Source organism: Streptomyces sp. NPDC057438 (assembly GCF_042802995.1).
Lineage (GTDB): Bacteria > Actinomycetota > Actinomycetes > Streptomycetales > Streptomycetaceae > Streptomyces.
Genome location: NZ_JBHVDD010000007.1, coordinates 133,293 through 156,141 on the forward strand (window position 1 = coordinate 133,293; position 22,849 = coordinate 156,141).

General features: G+C 70.7%; 21 protein-coding genes and 3 pseudogenes. 14 read left to right on the forward strand and 10 right to left on the reverse strand.

Annotated elements, in window-relative coordinates:
- The first annotated feature begins 38 nt into the window (after positions 1-38).
- From ACFU5F_RS07040 to ACFU5F_RS07075, 8 genes are all read left to right on the forward strand, one after another.
- Entirely contained in the window at positions 39-497 is a 459-nt protein-coding gene (locus tag ACFU5F_RS07040; RefSeq protein WP_383883061.1) for an Hsp20/alpha crystallin family protein, read from the forward strand.
- 130 nt (positions 498-627) lie between these two features.
- Complete coding sequence (locus ACFU5F_RS07045) at positions 628-1,533, forward strand: DUF1918 domain-containing protein (protein ID WP_383883064.1); 906 nt, start codon at positions 628-630, stop codon at positions 1,531-1,533.
- Positions 1,534-1,590: 57 nt separating this feature from the next.
- Entirely contained in the window at positions 1,591-2,583 is a 993-nt protein-coding gene (locus ACFU5F_RS07050) for an Acg family FMN-binding oxidoreductase (protein WP_383883067.1), read from the forward strand.
- Positions 2,584-2,889: 306 nt separating this feature from the next.
- Entirely contained in the window at positions 2,890-3,789 is a 900-nt protein-coding gene (locus ACFU5F_RS07055) for a universal stress protein (RefSeq protein ID WP_383883070.1), read from the forward strand.
- A gap of 52 nt (positions 3,790-3,841) precedes the next feature.
- Positions 3,842-6,253, forward strand: a complete 2,412-nt coding sequence (locus ACFU5F_RS07060; RefSeq protein ID WP_383883073.1) for a glycoside hydrolase family 65 protein — start codon at positions 3,842-3,844, stop codon at positions 6,251-6,253.
- A gap of 95 nt (positions 6,254-6,348) precedes the next feature.
- A complete protein-coding gene (locus ACFU5F_RS07065; RefSeq protein WP_383883076.1) occupies positions 6,349-7,227 on the forward strand; it encodes a potassium channel family protein in 879 nt (292 codons plus the stop codon).
- Between the two features lie 495 nt (positions 7,228-7,722).
- Positions 7,723-8,142 carry a CBS domain-containing protein gene (locus ACFU5F_RS07070; RefSeq protein ID WP_383883080.1) on the forward strand — a complete coding sequence of 140 codons (420 nt, stop codon included), beginning with the start codon at positions 7,723-7,725 and terminating at the stop codon, positions 8,140-8,142.
- Positions 8,143-8,195: 53 nt separating this feature from the next.
- Entirely contained in the window at positions 8,196-8,945 is a 750-nt protein-coding gene (locus ACFU5F_RS07075) for an SDR family oxidoreductase (protein ID WP_383883083.1), read from the forward strand.
- Positions 8,946-9,526: 581 nt separating this feature from the next.
- Here ACFU5F_RS07075 and ACFU5F_RS07080 read toward each other — a convergent pair.
- Positions 9,527-9,634: pseudogene (locus ACFU5F_RS07080) on the reverse strand (NfeD family protein); the annotation flags it as partial.
- Between the two features lie 332 nt (positions 9,635-9,966).
- A complete protein-coding gene (locus ACFU5F_RS07085; RefSeq protein ID WP_383883086.1) occupies positions 9,967-10,548 on the reverse strand; it encodes a rhodanese-like domain-containing protein in 582 nt (193 codons plus the stop codon).
- 82 nt (positions 10,549-10,630) lie between these two features.
- Between ACFU5F_RS07085 and ACFU5F_RS07090 the strand changes: the two genes are divergently transcribed.
- Positions 10,631-10,918 carry a metal-sensitive transcriptional regulator gene (locus ACFU5F_RS07090; protein ID WP_383883147.1) on the forward strand — a complete coding sequence of 96 codons (288 nt, stop codon included), beginning with the start codon at positions 10,631-10,633 and terminating at the stop codon, positions 10,916-10,918.
- Between the two features lie 21 nt (positions 10,919-10,939).
- Here the strand turns inward: ACFU5F_RS07090 and ACFU5F_RS07095 are convergent, their stop codons facing one another.
- From ACFU5F_RS07095 to ACFU5F_RS07105, 3 genes are all read right to left on the reverse strand, one after another.
- Entirely contained in the window at positions 10,940-11,683 is a 744-nt protein-coding gene (locus ACFU5F_RS07095) for a sulfite exporter TauE/SafE family protein (protein WP_383883089.1), read from the reverse strand.
- Positions 11,680-12,069: a rhodanese-like domain-containing protein gene (locus tag ACFU5F_RS07100; protein WP_383883090.1), complete on the reverse strand. Its 390-nt coding sequence runs from the start codon at positions 12,067-12,069 to the stop codon at positions 11,680-11,682. Before ACFU5F_RS07100 ends, ACFU5F_RS07095 begins: the two co-directional genes overlap by 4 nt.
- 76 nt (positions 12,070-12,145) lie before the next feature.
- Positions 12,146-13,513, reverse strand: coding sequence for a rhodanese-like domain-containing protein (locus ACFU5F_RS07105; RefSeq protein ID WP_383883093.1), 1,368 nt, complete (start codon positions 13,511-13,513; stop codon positions 12,146-12,148).
- Between the two features lie 173 nt (positions 13,514-13,686).
- On the opposite strand from ACFU5F_RS07105, the gene ACFU5F_RS07110 reads away from it, so the two are divergent.
- The 4 genes and pseudogenes from ACFU5F_RS07110 (at position 13,687) to ACFU5F_RS07125 (ending at position 15,842) form a co-directional block, all read left to right on the forward strand.
- On the forward strand, positions 13,687-14,091 hold the full coding sequence (locus ACFU5F_RS07110; RefSeq protein ID WP_383883096.1) for a DUF302 domain-containing protein: 405 nt from the start codon (positions 13,687-13,689) through the stop codon (positions 14,089-14,091).
- 242 nt (positions 14,092-14,333) lie between these two features.
- Positions 14,334-14,480, forward strand: a pseudogene (locus ACFU5F_RS07115) (IS5/IS1182 family transposase); the annotation flags it as partial.
- An 83-nt stretch (positions 14,481-14,563) separates the two neighbouring features.
- Positions 14,564-15,265, forward strand: a complete 702-nt coding sequence (locus ACFU5F_RS07120) for a hypothetical protein (protein WP_383883098.1) — start codon at positions 14,564-14,566, stop codon at positions 15,263-15,265.
- Positions 15,266-15,623: 358 nt separating this feature from the next.
- Positions 15,624-15,842 (forward strand): dodecin, encoded by a 219-nt coding sequence (locus tag ACFU5F_RS07125; RefSeq protein WP_383883101.1) that lies wholly within the window; start codon positions 15,624-15,626, stop codon positions 15,840-15,842.
- 39 nt (positions 15,843-15,881) lie between these two features.
- On the opposite strand, the gene ACFU5F_RS07130 is transcribed toward ACFU5F_RS07125, so the two are convergent.
- Positions 15,882-16,370 carry a hypothetical protein gene (locus ACFU5F_RS07130; RefSeq protein WP_383883104.1) on the reverse strand — a complete coding sequence of 163 codons (489 nt, stop codon included), beginning with the start codon at positions 16,368-16,370 and terminating at the stop codon, positions 15,882-15,884.
- Positions 16,371-16,506: 136 nt separating this feature from the next.
- On the opposite strand from ACFU5F_RS07130, the gene ACFU5F_RS07135 reads away from it, so the two are divergent.
- Complete coding sequence (locus ACFU5F_RS07135; RefSeq protein ID WP_383883107.1) at positions 16,507-17,610, forward strand: NAD(P)/FAD-dependent oxidoreductase; 1,104 nt, start codon at positions 16,507-16,509, stop codon at positions 17,608-17,610.
- Between the two features lie 81 nt (positions 17,611-17,691).
- On the opposite strand, the gene ACFU5F_RS07140 is transcribed toward ACFU5F_RS07135, so the two are convergent.
- The 4 genes and pseudogenes from ACFU5F_RS07140 to ACFU5F_RS07155 all read right to left on the reverse strand — a co-directional run.
- The gene (locus ACFU5F_RS07140; protein WP_383883109.1) at positions 17,692-18,219 is read right to left on the reverse strand and encodes a MarR family winged helix-turn-helix transcriptional regulator; all 528 of its coding nucleotides are present in this window, start codon (positions 18,217-18,219) and stop codon (positions 17,692-17,694) included.
- 40 nt (positions 18,220-18,259) lie between these two features.
- Entirely contained in the window at positions 18,260-19,954 is a 1,695-nt protein-coding gene (locus ACFU5F_RS07145) for a hypothetical protein (protein ID WP_383883112.1), read from the reverse strand.
- The gene (locus ACFU5F_RS07150) at positions 19,951-21,804 is read right to left on the reverse strand and encodes a flavin-containing monooxygenase (RefSeq protein WP_383883115.1); all 1,854 of its coding nucleotides are present in this window, start codon (positions 21,802-21,804) and stop codon (positions 19,951-19,953) included. Before ACFU5F_RS07150 ends, ACFU5F_RS07145 begins: the two co-directional genes overlap by 4 nt.
- A 72-nt stretch (positions 21,805-21,876) precedes the next feature.
- A pseudogene (locus ACFU5F_RS07155) lies at positions 21,877-22,396 on the reverse strand (oxidoreductase C-terminal domain-containing protein); the annotation flags it as partial.
- Positions 22,397-22,849 lie beyond the last annotated feature (453 nt).

Sequence of the window (22,849 nt, forward strand, 5' to 3'; positions counted from 1 at the left end):
ACGGCGACCCCAAGGCAGAAGGCAAGGAGGCATCAGCCATGACACATCCCGCACGCCACAGCAGAAGCGGGCTTCCGGCAGCCCTGCGGGAGCTGGAGGACCTGCGTACCAGGGTCGACCAGCTCATGCACGCCGCCTTTCCCAGTGGTGGCTTCCCCGGGTTCGGCGCGGCCGAGCCATGGGCACCCCTGGCCGACATCGAGGACACCGATGCCGCCTACCTGGTGGAACTGGAGCTGCCCGGAGTGGACAAGGACCAGATCACCGTGGAGGTCGCCGAAGGCGAACTCGACATCCACGGCGAGATCAGGGAAAAGGAACACACCGGGAAGGTCCGCCGGCAGACCCGCCACATCGGCCAGTTCGACTACCGAACGATTCTGCCGCCGAACTCCGACACGGAGCACATCAGCGCGGACCTGAACAACGGAGTCCTCACGGTGAAGGTCCCCAAGACCGAGAAGGGCAAGGCTCAGCGCATCGAGATCACCGGCTGAGTCGGCTCGGTCGGTCGACGGCCGTTCGGGCGCGAGGCGGGGGCGGCCTCCCAGGCTGATCGTCCCGTGCGGCCGCCCGTCGCGCGTGGCACGTTGGATACAGCACCATTCTGAGGAGAGGGCGGACGTCATGCGAGCTCACCTCGGCGACCAACTCGTCATCGAACGCACGACGACCGGCGCCGCCAAGCGCGACGGCGAGATCGTCGGACTCCATCACGAGGACGGAACGCCTCCTTACGACGTGCGCTGGTCGGACACTGACGAAGTGACGCTCGTGTTCCCCGGGCCCGACGCACACATCCACCATCTCGAACACGCACAGCCCGGGAGCACCCACACCCCCTCCGGCCCCCACACGGCCGAGGCGGAGGTGTCGCCCGGGGCACCCGGCCCCGGTGACATCGGCCGACGCGTGGCCCTCGAACGCCACCGACAGCGGCTCAGCCGCGAGGAGACGGCCCGCCGCGCCAGAATGTCCCCCGGCTACCTGGAGTACCTGGAGTCACGGCCTGCCGACCCGAGTGTGGCGAGCCTCATCAGGCTGGCCGACGCGCTGGGCACCACCGTCACCACGCTGCGCGGCGGAGGAATGGATCTGCCACCCGGCCAAGGACAGGCACTGCTGCATCCTCAGTTGCGGGACATCGGCCCGGAGGAATGCCGCACGTTGCTCTCCACCCACGGCGTGGGGCGCATCGCCGTGTCTGCGCCCGACGGCCGCCCGGCGGTCGTGCCGGTCAACTACGACGTCATCGATGACGCGATCGTCTTCCGGACCGCGCCGAACCTCACACCCGCGGCAGCCGTCGGAACCGAGGTCGCCTTCGAGGTCGATCACATGGACGAGGCCCTGAGTCAGGGCTGGAGCGTCCTCGCCGTCGGCCCCGCGAGCGTCGTGACGGAGCCTGACGCCGTGCGCAGGCTCACCGAACACGCCCACACCACGCCATGGCCGGGCGGTGAACGCGAGATGTGGGTGTCGATCCGGCCCGCAGACCTCACCGGCCGCCGCATCACTCCAGCCGATGGATGACCAGGCGCCGGCCACCGAAGAGCGCTCCCGTCCCGACGGCTCTCGAAGGGTGTTCCGATGAGCCAGCCAGCACCATCCGACGAGTGGGTGGCCGCCGTGGTAAGCGACGCGTCGGCCGCGCCGTCGATGCACAACGCGCAGCCCTGGCACTTCCGTTATCTCCGGCAGAGCCGCGCTTTCGAGGTGTGGGCCGACTTCGAGCGCGCCATGCCGCACTCCGACCCCGACACCCGCGGCCTTCATCTCGGCTGCGGTGCCGCCCTGTTGAACCTGAGGGCCGCCATCGCCCACGCGGGCTGGCACCCGGAAACCCGGCTACTGCCCGACCTCACCGACCGGGCACTCCTCGCGAGCGTGCGGTTGGCCGGCCGTACGAAGGATGTGAGCGGCCTCGGCGCGCTGTATCCGGCGATCCGCCAACGGCACAGCAGCCGATACCCGTTCGAGGAGAGACGGATCCCCGAGGCCGTGCGGGAGGCTCTCGCCGCGAGTGCTCGCGTCGAGGGAGCGGCACTGACGTTCCCCGACTCATGGCATCTGTGGGAAGTGCTGGAACTGGTTCAGGAAGCCGAGGCCCGCAACATCACCGACCGCGGCAGCGACCAGGACCTGGCCCGGTGGACGCGTATCGACGCCCCGTCGGTGAGCACCGCCGACGACGGAGTCCCGCACTACGCCTTCGGGCCGCGCAAGCGAGGGGGCAAGGCGCCCATGCGCGACTTCGCCGGCCCCCGGCAGGTGGCGGGACGTGACGCGGCGGACTTCGAGCAGAACCCTCAACTGGCTCTCGTCAGCACGGATCACGACCGCCCGGAGGACTGGCTCCGCGCCGGCCAGGCGATGGAACGCGTCCTGCTGCTGACCACCCACGAGGGCCTCGCCAGCTCCTTCGTGACCCAGCCTCTCGAATGGACGGACCTGCGCTGGCCAGTGCGCGACCCGATGACCGGGACGGGCTACACGCAGATCCTGCTACGCCTGGGCTACGGCCCCACCGGCCCCATCACGCCGCGCCGCGCTGTCTCGGAGGTACTCGACATCGAACCCTGACCCGGGACTGTCCACGGCGGGGGTCCACGCCCAGACGTCGAGGGTGGACCCGTAACCCCGGGAGCGGTCATGTGCTCCTCGGCGGTCACCGCCCCCTCCTCGGCAAGCTCGGATGTCCCAGGTGCTCGAGGAGCGCTCGGTGGTTGGTGGGGCCGTGCGTCTCCAGCGTCGTCGGGACCCGAGGCTCCGCAACCCGGTGACGGCCCCCGGGTCCGAGCGCCTGCCCGTATGTCGCGGCGGCGCGCGGGCGGTGCGACGGTATTCAGAGGGGGTTTGTCAGCAACGGGACGGAAGGCGGTGGCCCCGATGGAACTCCCGCTGGTCGTGGGCGTCGACGGATCGGACTCCAGTCTGCTGGCAGCCGACTGGGCGGTGGACGAAGCGGCCCGCCTCGGACTGCCGCTGCGGCTCGTCCATGCCTCCCTCTGGGAGCGTTACGAAAGAGTCCGGCCTTCCTTCAGCACCGATCGCCCCGCCGGAGAGGTCATGGCGCAGAACATCGTCGCCTCCTGCGCGGAACGCGCCCGGCTTCGCGACCCCGAGGTGAAGGTGTCCACCGACGTAGTGGCCGCCGATGCGGTCTCCACGTTGCTGCGGGCCGGGTCCGAGGCGTTCGCCCTGGTCACGGGCGCACGTGGGCGCGGCGAGGTCGCCGGGCTGCTGCTGGGGTCGGTCAGCCTCACGGTGGCGGCTCGTGCCATGTGCCCGGTCATCGTCGTCCGAGGCGAGGAGCGCAACCTCCAGGGGTCCCTGGGCCGGGTCGTGGTGGGAGTCGGCGATGCGACCGGCGGCACGGGTGCCGTACGGTTCGCCGCACGCGAGGCCGAGGCGCGGGGCTGCGCCCTGACCGCCGTACGGGCCTGGCGCAGTCCGATTCACGAACCGGGCTCCCCTGCCGCAGAGTCCGTCCCGGGGGACCCTCGGCTCGCGGCGGACGCCGCCGTGGCGCCCGAGGAGCAAGTCTCGGCCACCCTCGACGACGCGCTACGCGAGGTCGTACGGGAGCACCCCGAGGTCGATGTCGGCCGCCGCGCGGTCGAGGGCCCCGCCCACCGTGTCCTGCTGGAGGCGTCGGCCGATGCCGACCTGATCGTCGTCGGCGCTCTGCGCCGACACGGGCACTTCGGTCTGCAACTCGGCAGTGTCGCCCACGCCCTCCTGCACCACTCCGCGTGCCCGGTCGCCGTCGTCCCTCATCGAGTCTGAGGTTCGCCGTACAGGCCAGCTCCCACGGCTTCCGAACTGAGGAGGGCGACGGATGTCGGAGTGGACGTGGGAGTGGAAGGGGTACGACCCCGCTGCCGAACGGCTACGGGAATCGCTCTGCACGCTCGGCAACGGCTACTTCGCCACAAGAGGCGCGGTGCCGGAGTGCCGGGCGGGCCTGGTGCACTACCCGGGAACCTACGCGGCCGGATGCTACAACCGCGCGGAGTCGACGATTGCGGGACGACAGGTGGTGAACGAGGATCTGGTCAACCTCCCGAACTGGCTGCTCCTGCGGTTCCGCCTGCGCCGCGCCGATGGTGCGTGGGGCCCCTGGTTCTCCCCCCGTCCGCACACCCTCCTGGACCACCGGCACACCCTGGATCTGCGCCGCGCCACACTCACCCGTGCCTTCCACCACCGGGACGAGGGGGCAGGTGTGGTCGCTGTCGAGCAGACCCGCCTGGTGCACATGGGTGATCCTCATCTGGCCGCACTACGGACGGTCTTCACCGCCGAGGACTGGTCGGGAGAGGTCGAGATCGAGTCCTGCCTCGACGGCGAAGTGACCAACGGCAATGTGCACCGCTACCGTGCCCTCAACCACCACCAGCTGACCCAGGTGCGGACCGGGACGCGGGACCCCCACACCGTCTGGCTGACATGCCGGACCACCACCTCCGACATCAGTGTCGCCATGGCCGCCCGGACCGTCGTCACCGACCGGCCACCGGCCTCGTCGGAGCTCCGCCCAGCCCGCCACCGTGCCGTTCACCGCCTGGTGCTCCCACTCGCTCCCGGCCGTCCCGCCGCCGTGGAGAAGACCGTGGCGCTGCACACCTCACACGACACGGCCATCAGCGACCCTCTCGAGGCGGCGGTCGACCGAGTGTCCTCGGCGGCGGACTTCGCTGGCCTGCTGAACTCCCACGTCGCGGCCTGGGAGCGGTTGTGGCGGCGCGCGGAGATCCAGGTTCCCGGTCAGTCCGGGCGCGTCCTGCGCTTCCACCTCTTCCACCTCCTGCAAACGCTGACCCCGCACACTGCGGACCTGGACGTGGGCGTCCCCGCCCGGGGGCTGCACGGCGAGGCGTACCGGGGCCACGTCTTCTGGGACGAGCTGTTCGTCCTGCCGTACCTCAACCTGCACTTCCCCGAGGTCTCCCGGGCCCTCCTGAACTACCGGTACCGACGCCTCCCACGGGCCTGCCGGGCCGCCGCCGCGATCGGCCGGGTCGGGGCGATGTACCCCTGGCAGAGCGGCAGCGACGGCCGCGAGGAAACCCAGGAGTGGCATCTCAACCCCCACTCGGGGCGCTGGTTGCCGGACCACTCCCGGCTCCAGCACCACGTGGGCTCGGCAATCGCGTACAACGTGTGGCAGTACTGCGAGGCCACCGGCGACACCGAATACCTGCACACCAAGGGTGCGGAGATACTCCTGCAGATCGCCCGCTTCTGGGCGGACCTCGCGGTGTTCGAGCCGGAGACGGAGCGCTACCACATTCGCGGAGTCGTCGGCCCCGACGAGTACCACGACTCCTACCCGGATGCCGCTCTGCCAGGGCTGAACGACAACGCGTACACCAACGTCACCGCCGCCTGGGTGCTCGGCCGCGCCCTGGACCTCCTGCGGCGCCTTCCCGCATGGCGCCGGCAGGAACTACTCGATCGCATCCGGCTGGACGACGACGAACCCCCCGAGTGGGAGGAGATCTCCCGACGGTTGTGGGTGCCGTTCCACCGTGGCGTCATCAGCCAGTTCGAGGGCTACGACGATCTGACCGAGCTGGACTGGGACGCCTACCGCACCCGCTACGACAGCGTCCGACGGCTGGACCGGATCCTGGAGGCCGAGGGCGACACGGTCAACCGCTACAAAGCGTCCAAACAGGCCGACGTCCTCATGCTCGGCTACCTCTTCTCACCGCGCGAGCTGCGGCAGTTGTTCGAGCGACTCGGCTACGACCTGGATGACGAGGTCTGGCGCGGGACCGTCGACCACTACCTCCGGCGCACCAGCCACGGCTCCACACTCAGCGGCCTCGTCCACGGCCTGGTCCTCGCCAAGGCCAGACGAGCCGAGGCATGGCAGTACGTCCAGGAGGCCCTGGAGGCAGACATCGCCGACATACAGGGCGGCACAACTGGTGAAGGCATTCATCTCGGGGCCATGGCCGGAACCCTCGACCTGGTCCAACGCGGCCTGACCGGACTGGAGACGCGCGAGGACGCGCTGTGGCTGGACCCCGTGCCTCTTCCCGCACTCTCCGAGTACGGATTCTCGCTGCGCTATCGCGGCCACTGGGGGGTGCGCATACGGCGCCTGAGCGGGCGGCTGGAGATCGGCGTGCCCGACTCGGAGGAGTCGGCGATCCGCGTGGTGCTGGCGGACCGGGCCGTGACCGTGGCGCCCGGGGAGTCCTGCACGCTCGTTCTGAAGGCGGATGATCCGAGCGAATGAGCGTGGCGTACCCGCATCCGAGCCCTCACGCGCCGTACGCGGCCTAGGCTCCGAGGTGGGTTTCCGTTTCATGCCAAAGGGCCGTGGGAGACGCTGTGAAGTGGTTGGTCTCGCTGGTCGGTGCCGGGCTCGTCATGGTCACCCTTCGGGACCTGTTCCACACGCTCTGGCACCCCACGCGCCACGGTGGCCTGAGCCGCCTCGTGATGACAGCACTGTGGCGCCTCGCCCGGCGCTTGCGTGCGCCCGGCCGCGTGGTCGGGCTCGTCGGGCCGCTGGCCATGGTCACGGTCGTGAGCATGTGGGCCGTCACCGTCGTACTCGGCTGGGCGATCGTCTACTGGCCCCACATGCCCGGCGCATTCACCTTCTCCCCCGGGTCCCAGGCAGCACAGCAGCCGGCACTGCTCGACTCCGTGTACCTGTCGCTCGTCACGGTGGCCACCCTGGGACTGGGCGACATCGCACCCGACGAGGCCTGGCTCCGCCTGGTCTCACCGCTCGAAGCCCTCATCGGTTTCGCTCTCCTGACGGCCACCGTCTCCTGGGTCCTGGAGATCTACCCGGCGCTGACCCGCAGGAGGGTCCTGGCCGTCCGGCTGGCTCTGCTGCGCGACGCGGATCCGACGACACGGCAGATCGACTGCACTGCGGGGGCGCTACTGCTGGACAGCCTGGCCACCGACATCGCCCGCGTCCGCATCGACTTCACCCAGTACGCCGAGGCGTACTACTTCCATGACGGGGAGGACCACTCCTCGCTGGCGGCCATGGTCGGCTACGCCGCCGTGCTCGCCCAACGCGGGCAGGCGGCGGAGCGGCCGGAGGTGCGGCTGGCCGGCGCGCTGCTCGCCGGCGCGCTGAAGGACCTCGCCGCCATCCTCGACCAGCGTTTCCTCCACACGGGCCGCCCGCCGACGGAAGTGTTCGCCGCATACGCCGCCGACCACGGCCGCGACGGCGCTCAGCCCTGAGCGAGCAAGGGTGGCATGCCGAGCTGGGTCGCCCCGAGCAGCAGGAGGATCATGGACTGCTAGCGGCATCTGGTCGCCCATGCCCCCGCCGGCCGCAGGGTGGCACTCAGCTCCCGGGCAGCCTGGCCCACCCGTTCCTGCTCGTCGCGGCAGCCTTCGGTTTCCAGGCAGCCGACGTCTACCTGCCTCCCCTCCAGAACCCGCTGGGTACGGAGCCGCTGTCTCCCAACGGTCTGGTGATCGCCTGTGCCTGCCCGGCCTCGGTCATGTCGTCATGCGGCTTCAGACATGCGTGACCGGAACGCCCGCCGAGTGGGGCCCGCTGACGGCCAGGGACGTCGTCGAGCGCACCGCCACGCGATGACGTGACCGTGTTCCCCGGCATGCGTAAGGGCAGAGAGGAGCCGACACTGGTCATGAGGACGAGACCGGCCGGGGCGGGTCAGACTCCACGAGTTCCTCCCGCGCCGACAGCCCACGCCGGAAGGACACACCATGACGACTGCCCAGGAGATCATGCACGCCGGTGCCACCTGCGTACAGGAAGGCGAAACGCTTCAGGACGCGGCGCGCAGGATGAAAGAACTGGACGTGGGGGCCCTGCCGATCTGCGGGCCGGACGACCGACTCCACGGCATCATCACGGACCGCGACATCGTGGTGAAGTGTCTCGCCAGGGGCAAGGACCCCAGAACCATGACCGCCGGTCAGCTGGAGCAGGGCAAACCGATCACGATCGATGCCAAGGCCGATGCCGGCCAGGTCCTGCACACCATGGAGGAGCACAGGATCCGTCGTCTGCCGGTGATCGACGACCATCGCCTCGTCGGCATGATCAGCGAGGCGGACCTCGCACGTCACCTTCCCGAGGACCAGGTGGGCCACTTCGTCGAAGTCGTCTGCGCGACCTCCTGACCGACCGTCGTTTCCCGACGAATCTTCGTCGAACATCGGTTCAGGAGGTCGTGATGGGACGTCTCAACGAGCGAGTGGCGATCGTCACCGGTGGAGCCAGAGGGATCGGGGCCGCCGTGGCACGTCTGCTAGCCACGGAAGGCGCTGCTGTGACGGTCGCCGATGTCCTCGACCCCGAAGGGGAAAAGCTGGCGGCCGAACTCGGTGCCCCTGCCCGGTATGCGCACCTGGACGTCAGCGCCGAGGACGGCTGGCAGACGGTGGTGGCCGGGACGGAGCGGGAGCTGGGCCCGGTCTCGGTGCTGGTGAACAACGCCGGCATCCTCGAATGGGGAACCATCGAGGAACAGTCCCTCGAATCCTTCCGCCGTGTCATCGACGTCAACCTCCAGGGCTCCTGGCTGGGCATGCGTACGACTGCCCCTTCCCTTCGTCGGGCTGGTGGAGGCGTGATCGTGAACATCTCCTCACTCGCTGGCCTCACCGGCTACGCAGGTATCGGAGCCTATGTGGCCAGCAAGTGGGGACTGCGCGGCCTGACCAAGGCCGCAGCGCTGGAACTGGCCCCGGACGGGATCCGAGTCTGCTCGGTCCATCCCGGTGCGGTGCGCACTGCGATGACGGCCGATTTCGACGAGTCCTTCACGGCCGCGCAGCCCCTCCCTCGATTCGGTGAGCCCGAGGAGGTCGCCCGCATGGTGCTCTTCATCGCCGCCGACGCCACCTACTCCACCGGCACGGAGTTCATCCTGGACGGCGGCGTCACCGCTGGTCCACCGACCGCTCTGACGCCCGACCACTGATGGGGCTGCAGCACCAGATCGTCGACCTGTCCGTCTCTCACCAGCGCGAGTACAGGTGCTGGATCTCGTGGCCCGCTATGGCCGGAAGCCGCCGGCGTCGACACGAGCGACACCTGCAGGCAGCGGCTGTCCAGGCGCCGGCGGCTGTCCGCTTCGGCAGGAGGCCCCTCATGGGTGAACAGCCACCCCTCGCCCTGGCGAGGGGTGGCGGGCACTGGCCGCTTGCTTCTGAAATGGTGCTTACGATCAGCCCGCCCGAGTAACGCCAGGGCCGAGACGGTGACGTTTTCGGGTTGTCCGCCGCTCCGGTCCCACTCGTTCCTTCGGCAGACGGAACCGGCGCCGCGCGAAGCAGCAGCGGTCCGGTGGCGAGATGTCTCCGCACGAGTGCACACAGGCGGCGCAGGGTTGACGAGTGTGCAATTGCTAGTGCCGCATCAGGCAACGTTCGCCCTGGTGAGGAACCAAGCCAACACAGCCACGCCGATGTGCGAGTTGCCCTGGCGGAGACGCCGTCGGCCGTCAGCGAGGCGGGTGAGACGGGAGGGCGTTGGCAGTGACGGCCTCGGTCTTGGCTGCGTCGTGACCGAGGCGGCCGCACTCAGCATTCCGAGCGCAGCAGTCAGGGTGAAGATCTCCGCCGCAGCCAACACGGCTGCGATGATCAACCAGATCAGCCATGGATCCATTACGTGCCTCTTCTGACCGGTACGGGTACGGAAGGGCCTACCCGCGCTGCACCCCGATACGGGACAGCCGCGACATTCCCGGGAAACGGAAACCTGCCGACCGCCGGAGGGGCCGGTGCAATGCGCACCCCGCGCAAGCCACTTCACCCTTTGCGGCATTTTCCCCCCTAGGGGAAGATCCGCGAGCTCCTCAGCGCGGCCAGCTGGACAGGAAGATCGCCCACCCGATGCTGGGGCCCACCAAGCGCCCGAGCGACGATCATGGTGGTGTTCCTGCACATGATGGTCGGCGAGTTGACTCCGAAATCCTGGGGCGCCCGGGAACGCGCCGCTCAGCGGTTGCGCAGAGCGGCGAGCGTGGCGTCCAGGTCGGCCGCGCGCGGGCGGTTGTGGGGCAGCTTGCCGAGCACGGCCGCCATGCCGCAGGTGTTCGTGAGGGCGGAGAAGACAAGGCCACCCGCGATGCCGGCCGATATCAGCAGGAGGCCCGGGTGCACCAACAGGCCGAGGAGGATACCGAGCAGGACCAAGCTGCCGGCGGTGAAGCGGACCTGGCGTTCCAAGCTCCAGCCCGCCCGCGTGTCGCCGGCGGCCGGTGTGTGCAGGTCGTGCCCCTCGGCGGCCCAGGCGCCGGTGCCGCCGGCGAGGGTGGCGGTTGGGATGCCCTGCTCGGCCAGCAGCTCGCAGGCGTTCTCGGAGCGGGCGCCGGAGGCGCACACGAGAAGGACGTCTCCTCGTTCGGCGGCGTGCCGGATCTCCGGCAGGGCGCTCCGGATGTGGCCAAGGGGGATGTTCAGGGCTCCGGGCAGGTGGCCGGAGGCGTACTCGGCGGGCGTGCGCACGTCGATGACGGTGAGCTCGTGCAGCCGGGTGCGGGCGTGGCCGGCACCGAGGGTGACGGGGGTGTCGGTCATGGCAGATGTGATCCTTTGCTGGTCGACGCCGTCCCGGGCCGGGACGTACAGTACCCCTAGGGGTATTTCTTGAGGAGTGGTCGTGGAGCTGGAGCTTGAGGGCGCGGACCTGAAGGCCGTGCTGAACCGGTTGCGCCGCGCGCAGGGTCAGATCTCCGGTGTGATCCGGATGATCGAGGAGGGACGTGACTGCGAGGACGTCGTCACGCAGCTCGCCGCGGCCTCCCGTGCGCTCGACCGCGCAGGTTTCGCGATCATCGCGACCGGCCTGCAGCAGTGCATTGCGGACGTCGACTCCGGGCGGAGGAACGGTGAGGACCCGAACGCGATGCGCGCCCGGCTGGAGAAGCTGTTCCTGTCGCTGGCGTGAGCGCTTGCGCCGCCGCGGCCGTCACAGCGCCGCGTCGATCAGCATGAAGGCCGCCACTGCCAACAGCACCCCGGCAAAGACCCGCTGAAGCGTGTACCCGGAGACCTTCGCGGTCAGCCGCTTCCCGTCCCACGCGCCGAGGATCGCGGTGCCGACGAACGGGCCGACGACCGCCCAGTCCAGTCGCTCGACCGTACCGGCGCGCGTCGCCAGCGCGGCCAGCGAGTTGACGGTGATGACCAGCAGGCTGGTACCCACCGCGTTCCGCATCCGCATGCCGAGCACGCCCACCAGCGCCGGTACCGCGAGGAAGCCGCCGCCGACCCCGAGCACGCCGGTAACCGCGCCGAGTCCGGCACCTGCCCCCGCGGCCCGCACCGGCCGCGCGGGCACGGCACCCTCCGCCGGCCTGGACCGCAGCATGCGCAGGGCCGCTGCTCCCGCGACCACGGCGAAGGCTGCCGTCAGCACGGCCGCCGGGACACGGGCGGCGAGCGCGCCGCCCAGCATCGCCGGGCCGATCCCGGCTGCCGCGAACAGAAGCCCTGTCCTCCAGCGCACGTGACCGTCGCGCGCGTGCGCGGGCAGGGCAGTGGCCGATGTCAGGGTGACGATGACCAGGCTCGCGGTCGTGGCCCCCACCGGACTGAAGCCGAGCAGGTAGATCAGGGCGGGGACAGCCAGCACACTCCCGCCGCCCCCGAGCGCGCCGAGCGCCAGACCTATCACGGCCCCGGCGGTCAGGGCGAGGATGAGAGCGCTCACGCGACGGTGCCGTTTCCGCCGTTTATGTCCACCACGGGCAGACCCGCTCCCGCCCAGTCGCGCATCCCTCCGATCACGTCCACGGCCACCGCGCCGCGGGCCGCCAGCAGCTCGGCGGCCTGCCGGGAGCGGCTACCGGAGCGGCAGATCACGATCAGGGGCCTCGCCTGCGCGTGAGCGGGCAGCCCCGCCCCCGCGGCCAGCGCGGACAGCGGCAGGTGCACGGCTCGGGGCGCATGCCCCGCCTGCCACTCGTACGGCTCGCGCACGTCCAGCAGCACGGCGTCACCTCCGCTGTCGGCAGCGCCGCCGTGACCGGTGCGCGTGGCCGCTTCCGCCACGGTCACCCGGCCCGGGACTCCCTGACCTCGTCGGAACATGCTCATTTCTGGTTCTCGCTCCTGATTCCCATCTCGGTACGGCGGATCGGCTGAGGGCCGGCCTGTGCGGCGCACGCGCCCGTCAGGAGTTCCGGACGGTGAGCCCGGCCTTCTCGGCCTCATCGAAGGAGTCGTCGACGGCGACGACGTCGCGGCCGACGGCCTCCAGCAGGGAGGCGGCGATGGCTGCGCGCATGCCACCCGCGCAGTGCACCCACACCTCTCCTTCGGGGACCTCACGGAGGCGGCGACGCAAGTCGTGAACCGGAATGTGGACCGAGCCCTCGATGTGCGCGTCAGCACGCTCCGAAGCACGCCTGACGTCGAGGACGACGACGCCCTCCGCCGGGTGCCGGCTCGCGAGGTCGACGAATGTCGCCCGCGGGAAGGAGGCCGGTGCCTCACCCTGGCGCACCCAGGCCGACGGCTCACCCGTGGCCGCGGCGGCCGGCCGGTCGATACCCACGCGGACCAGCTCGCGCTGGGCGACGGCGAGTTGCTCGGCGGACTCCGCGAGCAGGGTCACCGGCCTGCCCCACGGGATCAGCCAGGCGAGATACGTGGCGAGCTGCCCCTCGGCCTCGAAGTTGAACGAGCCGGAGACGTGTCCCGCGGCGAAGGCGACGCGGTTACGCAGGTCCACCACCCACTCCCCCGCGGCCAGCCGGGCGGCGATCTCGTCCGCGTCGGCGACGGCGGGCGGGGTGAGGTCGACGGGCGCGGGCCCGGCCGCGTTGGTCGGGCCCATGTGCGCGTAGTAGGCAGGGATGTCGTCCAGCCCGGCCAGCAGGTCGGCGACGAAGGTGTCCACGTCCCGGGTGAAGGCCTCGTTGGACACCTTCTCCTTGCCGATGGTCGTGGCACTGCCCTCCGCCTGGGATGACGAACAAAAGCTGCCGAAGCCATGCGTGGGGAAGACCGTCGCCTCCTCGGGCAGCTCGGCGGCGAGCCGGTTCACCGAGGCGTGCTGCGCTCGGGCGAGGTGTTCGGTCAGCCGTGGCTCGACGAGATCCGGTCTGCCGACGGTGCCGATCAGCAACGAACCGCCGGTGAACACCACGACCGCCGTGCCGTTCTCCTCCAGCACGTAGGAGGTGTGGTGCGGAGTGTGACCGGGCGTGGCCAGCGCGCGCAGGGTCAGGCCGGCGTCGCCGTCGATGACCGCCCGGTCGCCGTCGTGCACCGGTACGCGCTCGAAGGAGACGCGGGCGTCGGCGGGTACGAGGTAGTCGGCGCCGGTGACCCGGGCTAGCTCCAGCCCACCGGTGACGTAGTCGTTGTGGACGTGGGTCTCGACGACATGCAAGATCCGCACCCCGCGCCGAGCAGCGGCCGCGATCACTCTGTCGATGTCGCGCGGCGGGTCGACCGCCACTGCGGTCTCCTCACCGCCCGCGAGATAGCTCCGGTTGCCGAGCCCTGACACCTCGATCGTGTCGACGAAGAACACGGAGGTACTCCCTTCCAGTGAAGAATTACCCCGGGGGGTATGTAATCGACGGTAGCATAAGTACCCCGGGGGGTATTTTTCGAGGCGGGAAAAGCCCCAGAAACACCCCATGCGTACCTCGCACACGGCCGGACACCCGTCCAGCCCATGCCACGACGAGAAAGGCCGACGCCATGCGCTACGACCGGACCGTGCAGCTCGACACCGATTTCGCCACCGCCGTCGCCCGCACGCGCGACGCCCTCGCGGAGCAGGGGTTCGGCATCCTCACCGAGATCGACGTCGCCGCCACTCTCAAGGCCAAGCTCGACCACGACATGGAGGACTACGTCATCCTCGGCGCCTGCAACCCGTCGCTGGCCCACCGCGCCCTGGACACCGACCGCTCGATCGGCCTGCTCCTTCCGTGCAACGTCGTCGTCCGCCGCGACGGCGACCACACCGCCGTACAGGTCCTCGACCCGAACACGATGATCGCGCTCACGGAACTCGACGCGCTGCGCCCGGTCGCCGAAGAGGCCACCCGTCGCCTCGACGCCACCCTCACCTCACTCACCACACCCGGCACGAGCAACTGACTCACCAGCTCGGCAACAACAGGGGGTGCCCCTATGTCTTCGTTCAAGGGAAACGGGTGGGCAAGCCGGTGTTGATGGACCGGGAGGGGGACTGGGGTCTCCGGTGCTCGGCTTCGTCGTCGACGGATCCTCTCCGGCTCTTTCAGGAGGGCCGCCCACGCGTGCTTGTCGGCGGGTGAGGTGAGAAGCGAGCGGAGGTCGAGCACGTCGAACATCGCGCCATAGCGCTTGTTCCGGTGAGCAATCGCGATCACGCCAAGATCCGCAGCCTCGGCGAACGCGCCATGGCCATCCTCAAGTCTTGGCGGCTCCTGCGGAAACTCCGCTGCAGCACCACCCGGATCACAGCCGCTGTCCGTGCCGTCGTTGCCCTCGAACTCACCACCTGATCAGGGTCGGAAGGGCTCCCTGCGCCGATGGCTGGCCGGCACGGTGACGGTCCGCTCGCAGGATGCTCGTAGGCTTGCATGCCATGACGACGCGGATAGCGGGGGATCAGGTGCTCAATCCGTGGACACGCACGACCAGGAACGCACCCTACGCGGTCCCCGAAGACCTGCCGCACTTGCAAGCCCTCGCCGACACCCAAGTCCACCCCTCGCACGCGCCGTACCAGCTCAACCTGACACTCCCGCCGGAACCGTTCATCGGCCTCCACGACGCGCCCCTGGTCATGCTGCTGGCAAACCCAGGCGTGAGCGACGCAGACCCGGCCGCCTACGCCCGGCCCGGCGTGACCGAGCGAACCCTGCAACACATCGCGAACGCCGGCGGGACCCCCAACCACTTCCTGACGCACCCCGACAAGGACCATCCAGGACTGCGGTGGTGGTCCCGGACCCTGAACGGCCTGACGAAGCAGGGGCACAGTCATGACGAACTCGCCCGGCAGATCCTTGCCGTGCAGTACCACGGCTACCATTCGCAATCGTGGCGGCCGATCCCGTACACACTGCCCTCCCAGTCCTTCGCCTTCTACCTGGTGCGCCGCGCCATGTCCCGTGACGCGGTGATCGTCCTCGGGCGCATCGCGGCCACCTGGAAGATCGCTGTGCCGGAGCTGGCGTCGTATCCGAATGTGGTGACGCCGAAACAGAACCGGAGCGTGCAGATCAGCCGGGGCAACTTCAGCCCTGAGAACTTCGAGCGGATCGAGCAAGCCCTCAAGAGCTGAGCACGCACGGCGATGCGGTGCGCGCCCAGCGGGAAGGGCGGTCAGACGCACTGGTGGACGGATGACCAGGGCCGGTTCGCGCTGTCGTTGAGCGGGGTGGGACAGAGGACGAGGGTGCGTTGACGGGGGCGGGTGCGGTGGCGGACCCGAAAAGCACGGGACGCAGTCCCTGCTTTTCAGGGACGCGGGGAACTGCTTTTCAGGGGCGCGGGGAACGGCGCGAGAAGCCCACCCACCCGCACCCGACAGCGCACCCCCGCCCACCCCTGCCCCCTCGCGAACCGGCGGAGCCTGAGGCACCGTGGAAGGACGTGTGGCGCATCGGCCACGATGGAGCTCGCGACAAGGGAGAACCCGCATGACCGACCATGTGTACCGGGTCACCGAGATCGTCGGCAGTTCGGAGGAGAGCGTCGACCACGCCATCCGCAACGGCGTCGCCCGCGCCGCCCAGACGCTGCGCAACCTGGACTGGTTCGAGGTGACACAGGTCCGGGGGCACATCGAGGACGGACAGATCGCGCACTACCAGGTCGGCCTGAAGGTCGGCTTCCGGCTGGACGACGACACCGACTGACCGGCTGGACCGGCCGACCGGAAGGGTCAGGGCGGGCGCTCAGGTCCGCCCTTCCCCTTCCTGCGCCGCCTTGAGCGCGGCGGAGTCCGCGGCCCAGCGTGCCCGTACGACCGTGAAGCCCGCCCGCTCCGCGTCCACGCAGACGAGTTCGTCGTCGTCGACGAGGACACGGATCTCGCGGGTCCGGGCGAGGTCACGGAGGATCTCCAGCTTGGTGCGGCGGGCGGGTCTGCGGTCGTTGTCGCGGCGCATCCGGATCCGCCCCTCGGGCAGCCCGTGCGCGGCGAGCCAGTCGACGGTGTCACGGCGGCAGCGCTCGGGCCGCCCGGTCAGATACAGGACCTCGCACTCCCGCGCGCTCTCCCGCGCCAGCGCGACGCCTTCGGCCAACGGCGGATCCTGCGGTGCGGCGGCGAAGAATCCGTTCCAGTCGCGCGGCTTCCGCTCCAGGAACCGCTGCCGGTGCGCGGTGTCGGCGAGGGTGTTGTCGAGGTCGAAGACGGCGAGGGGCCGCTCGTTGTCGGTCACGGCACCAGCCTAGGGAAGCAGCTGACTCGTGTCGCCCGTTGCCGCTTCACACAACACACACGAACTCCGCCCTTAGGTTGAGGTTTCAAGCGTTACGCTCGTCGCTCCTCCCCCCACACAGCACAGGAGAACGGGCGTGCCTGACGGCGAAATCATCGTGATAGGCGGCGGATACGGAGGCATCCGCCTCGCCAGACAGCTGGACGAGGTCGCACGGGTCACCCTCGTGGACCGCAAGGAAGTCTTCTTCCACCGCATCGCCGCACTGCGCGCGGGCGTGCACGAGGCGTGGACGACGGCGCCCTTCATCCCGTACGACCGTCTGTTGCGCAACGGCCGGGTCGTGACGGGCAAGGCGGTCGGCATCGACACCGGCGAGCGGCGGGTGACCCTCGCGACGGGTGAGCGGCTGCCGTACGACGTGGTCGTGATCGCGACCGGCGCGGACTATCCGGAGCCGGCCCGTTTCCTCGGCACCACCACCGAGGAGGCGGGCAAGACGTTCGCCGCGCACCAGGAGAGCGTGGCCGCGGCCGAGCACGTCCTGATCGTCGGCGGCGGGCCGGGCGGCGTGGAGCTCGCCGCCGAGGTCCGGCTGGCCCGGCCGGACGCGCGGGTCACCCTCGCGCACGCGGGGTCCGAACTGCTCAGCTCCACCGGCAGCAAGTGGGCGGGACGGCGAGCCCTGACCTGGCTGGAGGCGCACGACGTGGAGGTGCGGCTCGACTCTTTCGTCTCCCCCGGGCCCGACTTCGGCACCTACCGGGACGGGCGGGGCGGTCTCATCGAGGCCGACCTGTCGTTCTGGGCCAACGGCACCACGCCGAACACGCTCTGGCTGCGGCTGGCCGGGCACGGGGACTGGCTCAACGCGGCGGGGCACGTCAAGGTGGACCGGACTCTCCGGGTCGACGGACGCCTCGACGTGTTCGCGGTCGGTGACGTCAACGACGTCAGTGAGCTGAAGGTGTCCCCCGTCGCGTTCGCCCAGGCGGACATCGCCGCGCACAACATCCGTGCTTATCTGGCGAATTCGGGCAGACACCGCAAGGAGCCGCGGCTGTACCGGCCGATCAGGCGGACTCCGCTGATCGTGCCGCTCGGGCCGGCCGACGGCATCACCCTCCTGCCGGTGCCGGGGGGCGAGACGGCGGTGCTCGGCGGCCGTACCTCCACGCTGGCGAAGGCGAAGACGCTCATGACGCCGTACATCAGGCGGCAGCTCGGGTACCCGGGCTGAGGGGCGGGGCCGGGGCAGGAGCGACGCCCGGGGCCCGGTCGGCGCCGGGAGGGGCGGCGGCGACCGTACCGGAGCCGGACCTCACTCGCCCCGGACCGCGCCCGCCTGCTCCTGCTCCCCCAGCTCGCTGGCGTGGGCGAGGAAGTCGTCCACCATCCGGTGGAAGAGCCCCGCCAGCTGCCGCAGTTCCTCGGGCGACCACGCGGACAGCGCCATCTGCATACCGCGCACCCCCGCTTCGCGGATGCTGCCGATCGCCCGCCCGCCCGCCGCCGTCAGCTCGATGCGCTGGGCGCGCCGGTCGTCCGGGTCGGGCACCCGCGTGACGTACCCGGTCTTCTCCAACTGCTGGACCTGGCGGGTGACATGGGACGCCTCGACGCCGAGACGGTTGGCCAGCTCCCCCGGCCGCAGCGGCTCGGAGTCGGCGATCTGCCGCAGCAGGGCCACCGCGGCACGGTCGAGCGGTACCCCGGCCAGGCTCATCAGGCGCTCGTGGGCCCGGGCCCGGGTGCTGAGATAGGTGATGCGCGTCAGGGCCCGCTCGATCTCGATCACTTCCGGGGAAGCGGACTCGGGGGGTGGTGCGGGGGACGTGGGGTCTGGCATGAGATCCACTTTACCATCTTGTTGCCTAACTCAAGTAAATTCAGCGCTCCGGTCGGCCCTCCCCCTTCCGCGTCAGCCGCAGCACCGTTCCCTCGCCGTTGGCGGACAGCAGGAGGGTTCCGTCCGGCGCTGCCGCGAGGCCCGCGAAGCGGCGCGCCAGACCGGGCATGACGTCCGCGAACAGCGCCGGTTCCGTGCGGGGGACGACACCCGGGGGCGGCCCGACGGGCAGCTCCTCCGCCTCGATCCGCGTCTCCCCCGTGACGAGGGAGACGGAGCTCAGCCTGCGGTGCCCGGTCTCCACCACGAAGAGTTCCGCGCCCAGGACCGCCAGTCCCTGCGGTGCGGAGAGCCCGGTCGCGACGACGTCCCTGGCGCCGTCCGTCCCGATCCGGAGCACCGTGCCGAGCCGCTCCTCACTGACGTAAAGACGGCCCTCCGCGTCGAGGACCACGTCCGTGGGCCGGTCCATACCCTCGGCGAGCACGCTCACGGAGCCGGGGCCGTCCTCGTCCCCGAGGGCGAGGACCCGGCCCGCGCCCGTCTCCGCGACCACGAGCGCACCGCCGGGTCCGACCGTGATGCCGATGGGGCGGTCCAGCCCCCGCGCCCGCTCCCGGACCGCCCCGCTCACGGTGTCGTACGTCCGCACTGTGCCGAACTGCGAGGTGTGGTGCAGCAGTTCGCCGTCGGCGACGATGCCGTGGGCGAAGGGCAGCAGGAGACGGGTCCGCACCCCGCCGGGACCCGCAGCCGGAGACGGGCCGAGCGGCTCGCCCTCGTCGGTGACCGCCGGGCTCGCCAGGCGGTAGTGGTCGGCGGCGTGGACCGTGCCGCCGAGGTCGACGGTCACGCCGTAGGGGCCGCCGAAGCCGCGGCGCACGATCTCGCGGGTGCGGCCGTCGGGGTGCAGCTCGGTGACGCCGCCGGCGGCGAAGCTGGAGACGAACATACGGTTCTCGGCGTCGAAGGCCGCGTTGTCCAGGCCCTTCAGACCGCTGGTGAGGAGCGTGCGGGTCCCGCTGCCGTGCAGGTCGATCCGGGTGACGAAGCCCTCGACGCCCCGGGAGAGGACGTGCAGGACACCGCCCTGGTCGAAGCGGACCGCGACCGGTTCGTGCACGTTTTCGGCGACCACCTCGGGCGTACCGCCGTCCGGTGGGATGCGCCAGACCTGGGCGGTGATCATGTGCGGGTAGTAGATGTGGCCGTCCGGGCCGAGCTGCATCGCGTTGCCGAGCGCCAGGCCCCGGGTGAGGACCACCGGGTCGCCGCCGTCCGGGAACAGCTCCAGCAGACGGCCGTCGGGCCTCATCTCGTTGACGAACAGTCGGTCCCCGACGCACATGATGCCGTTCGGGTTCGTCACCTCATCGCTGACCAGCGTGTACTCCCCGACCGGCGTCCGGCGCCACACCCGGCCGGGCACCAGGTCGGCCACGTACATCGAGCCGTCCGCGCCGAACGCGAGGTCGTCCGGTGACTGCACCGGACCGTCCATGGGCACGACGACCTCGACGTCCCCCGAGGCCGGGTCGACGGCGCTGATCTGCCCGGCGAGGAACTGCGCCACGTACAGCCGCCCGTCCGGGCCGAACGCGACACCGTTGGAACCCCACAGCGGGGTGGGCGGGTTGAGCCGCCGCGCCTGCCAACGGGCGCCGGTGGTACGAAGTTCGCCGCTCTCGTCGTAGCGGTTGCCCCGCGCCCGCGGGGCCGCTCCGGAGCCGGTCACGCCCCCGCCCGCCCTTCGCGCTCGGCACCCACAAGCACGTCGTCCATGCCTCCGTCGGCGCGCCAGCGGCGGAGCAGTTCGTGGAAGGCGACCGGGCCGTCTCCGTACGCCTCGCTGCGCTGCCGGGGCCGGCCCTCGTTGTTGTAGTAGCCGGGTGTGCACTCCGCCTGGAACCGGTACAGGTCGGCGGCCTTCTCCCGGACGGTGGCGACCCAGGCGGCCTCGGCCTCGGCGGTCGGCTCGACGTACCGGGCGCCGCGCCTGCGGGCCTCGGCGACGACCTCGCCGACGTGGACCGACTGCTGGTCGAGGATGTGGACGTAGTTGACCGCGCCGGCGTTCTGCAGGGGGCCGAGCTGGAACAGGTTGGGAAAGCCGTGGCTGTAGAAACCGTGGAGCGTCCTCGGGCCGGCCGTCCGCCAGGTCTCCAGCAGAGCGGTTCCGCCGCGGCCGTACGCCGGGAGCCGGCCGGACAGCAGACCGGAGACGCCGACCTCGAAGCCGGTGGCGAAGATGACGCAGTCCACCTCGTACGCGACCCCGCCGACCACCACGGCCTTCTCGGTGATCCGCTCGACGCCGTGGGTGTCGGCCGTGTCGACGAGGGTGACGTTGGGCCGGTTGAAGGTCTGCAGGTACTGGTCGCTGAAGGTGGGCCGCTTGCACATGTAGCGGTACCAGGGCTTCAGCTTCTCGGCGGTCTCCGGGTCCTCGACGAGCTGCGCCACCCGGTCGCGCAGCTCGTTCATCTTCTGGAAGTCGGCGATCTCGTAGGCCCGTTCACGCTCCTCCTCCGGTACGTCGGCGTAGGCGTCGGTCGGGATGAGCTTCTCCTGCAGCCGGGCGCTGCTGGTCCAGGCGTCGTTCACGAGGTCCGTGCCGTCGCGGACGCCGGTGACGGTCCGGAGGAAGTTGTCCATGCGCCTGCCCTGCCAGCCGGGGGTGAGCGTCTTCGCCCACTCCGGGTCGGTGGGCCCGTTGCCGCGTACGTCGACCGTCGAGGGGGTGCGCTGGAAGACGTACACGTGGGCCGCGTCGGCCCCGAGGTGGGGGACGACCTGGATGGCGGTGGCGCCGGTGCCGATGACGGCCACCCGCTTGTCGGCGAGGCCGGTCAGGCCGCCGTCGGCGTCCCCTCCGGTGTAGGCGTAGTCCCAGCGGCTGGTGTGGAAGGTGCGGCCCCGGAACGTGTCGATGCCGGGGATGCCGGGCAGCTTGGGCCGGCTGAGCGTGCCGCCGGAGACGACGACATAGCGGGCCCGCACGCGGTCGCCGCGGTCGGTGGCGACGATCCACTCCACCTCGGTCTCGTCCCAGCGCAGTTCGGTGACGACGGTCTGGAAGCAGGCGTCGCGGTAGAGGTCGAAGCGGCGGCCGATGGCGCGGGTGTGCTGCCGGATCTCCTCGCCCGGCGCGTACTTCCACCGGGGGACGTAGCCCAGTTCTTCGAGAAGCGGCAGATAGATGTACGACTCGATGTCGCAGTGGATGCCGGGGTAGCGGTTCCAGTACCAGGTCCCGCCGAAGTCGCCGCCCTTCTCGATCACCCGGACCGACTCGACGCCGGCCTGCCGCAGCCGGGCCCCGGCGAGCAGCCCGCCGAAGCCGCCGCCGACGACGACCGCCTCGACGCGGTCGTGCAGCGGCTCGCGGGTGAACTCCCGGTCGGCGTAGGGGTCGTCGTCGTAGGAGGCGAACTCACCGTCGATCCGCTGGTACTGCGCGGCGCCGTCGGGCCGGATGCGGCGTTCGCGTTCGGCCCGGTAGCGGGCGCGGAGGGCTTCGGGGTCGAAGCCCAGCTCGCGCGGGTCGAGGGAGGCGGGGCCGGACGGGGTGTGGGGGGTGGACATCGGTGTCCTCTCTGCGGTCCTGGTACGTCTGGTGGCGTGGAGCGGGTGAAGTGAGGGCCGGTGAGCGGGCGTTCAGGGCGGGAACGTCTCGTGCCGTCCGGCGCCGGACGTGACGACCTGGCGCCACCACCGGACCGTCCTCGGCGGCATCCCGGCCGCGAGGACGCCGGTGACCCGGTCGCCGGCCCGGTAGGCGGCCACGAACCGCCGTTCGGCCAGGTCGCCTTCCACGACCGCGACCCGGTCGTGGCCGCGCAGCACGCCGTACGCCTGGACCTTCACGCCGTACTGGTCGGACCAGAAGCACGGCACCGGCGCGAACGGCCGGCGCCCCTCGGCCCCGAGGAGGTTGCGGGCGACGGCCATGCCCTGCTCGGCGGCGCTCGGCGGCGTTCGTGCGGCGCTCGACGGGCATCGAGGTGCCGAACAGCGGGTTGCGCCAGCGGGCCACGTCACCGGCCGCGTACACGTTCCGCGCGGCCTCGCAGTACCGGTCGCGCAGCACGCCGTCGCCGAGGGGCAGGCCGCTGTCCGCGAGCCACTCGGTCCGGGAGTCGGACGCCGGCCGCTGCAGAACGACGGAGGCGGCGACAGCGACATGCTCCTCACTCTACCTTCCTCATTGCCTAACTCAAGCAATCCCCTCAGTAGGTTGCTTGACTCAAGTAATCCCCTTACGCTTGCCCGGCTTCAGCATCTCGACGTCCGGCAACGGCGTCGTTCGTATGACGTCGCCCCGGGCCTCCCGGCCATGGGCGACCCGGGACCCGAGGCCGTTCGAGCGGGACGGCCCCGGCGCGTCACACCCGTGGGGACGGGGCCGGCGCCGTCCCCCTGGACCCCGGCCGCCGGTCACTCCCCCGACCGGCGCCGGGCCCGGGGACACCCTCGCGTTTCCCTGTCCCGCACGCGGTCGGGGGCGCACCCCATGAACCACCGGAGCACTCGTCGTGGGCCGGTCGCCGGGCGGGCATCCCAGCCCCGCGACCGGCCCCCCCCGACCGGACAGGGTCAATTGAATAGAAATTAAGGGCGAGAACGGCGC

Coding starts and splice junctions, on each gene's coding strand:
- ACFU5F_RS07040 (WP_383883061.1), top strand. CDS start 39: ATGACACATCCCGCACGCCACAGCAGAAGCGGGCTTCCGGCAGCCCTG.
- ACFU5F_RS07045 (WP_383883064.1), top strand. CDS start 628: ATGCGAGCTCACCTCGGCGACCAACTCGTCATCGAACGCACGACGACC.
- ACFU5F_RS07050 (WP_383883067.1), top strand. CDS start 1,591: ATGAGCCAGCCAGCACCATCCGACGAGTGGGTGGCCGCCGTGGTAAGC.
- ACFU5F_RS07055 (WP_383883070.1), top strand. CDS start 2,890: ATGGAACTCCCGCTGGTCGTGGGCGTCGACGGATCGGACTCCAGTCTG.
- ACFU5F_RS07060 (WP_383883073.1), top strand. CDS start 3,842: ATGTCGGAGTGGACGTGGGAGTGGAAGGGGTACGACCCCGCTGCCGAA.
- ACFU5F_RS07070 (WP_383883080.1), top strand. CDS start 7,723: ATGACGACTGCCCAGGAGATCATGCACGCCGGTGCCACCTGCGTACAG.
- ACFU5F_RS07075 (WP_383883083.1), top strand. CDS start 8,196: ATGGGACGTCTCAACGAGCGAGTGGCGATCGTCACCGGTGGAGCCAGA.
- ACFU5F_RS07085 (WP_383883086.1), bottom strand. CDS start 10,548: ATGACCGACACCCCCGTCACCCTCGGTGCCGGCCACGCCCGCACCCGG.
- ACFU5F_RS07100 (WP_383883090.1), bottom strand. CDS start 12,069: ATGAGCATGTTCCGACGAGGTCAGGGAGTCCCGGGCCGGGTGACCGTG.
- ACFU5F_RS07110 (WP_383883096.1), top strand. CDS start 13,687: ATGCGCTACGACCGGACCGTGCAGCTCGACACCGATTTCGCCACCGCC.
- ACFU5F_RS07120 (WP_383883098.1), top strand. CDS start 14,564: ATGACGACGCGGATAGCGGGGGATCAGGTGCTCAATCCGTGGACACGC.
- ACFU5F_RS07125 (WP_383883101.1), top strand. CDS start 15,624: ATGACCGACCATGTGTACCGGGTCACCGAGATCGTCGGCAGTTCGGAG.
- ACFU5F_RS07140 (WP_383883109.1), bottom strand. CDS start 18,219: ATGCCAGACCCCACGTCCCCCGCACCACCCCCCGAGTCCGCTTCCCCG.
- ACFU5F_RS07150 (WP_383883115.1), bottom strand. CDS start 21,804: ATGTCCACCCCCCACACCCCGTCCGGCCCCGCCTCCCTCGACCCGCGC.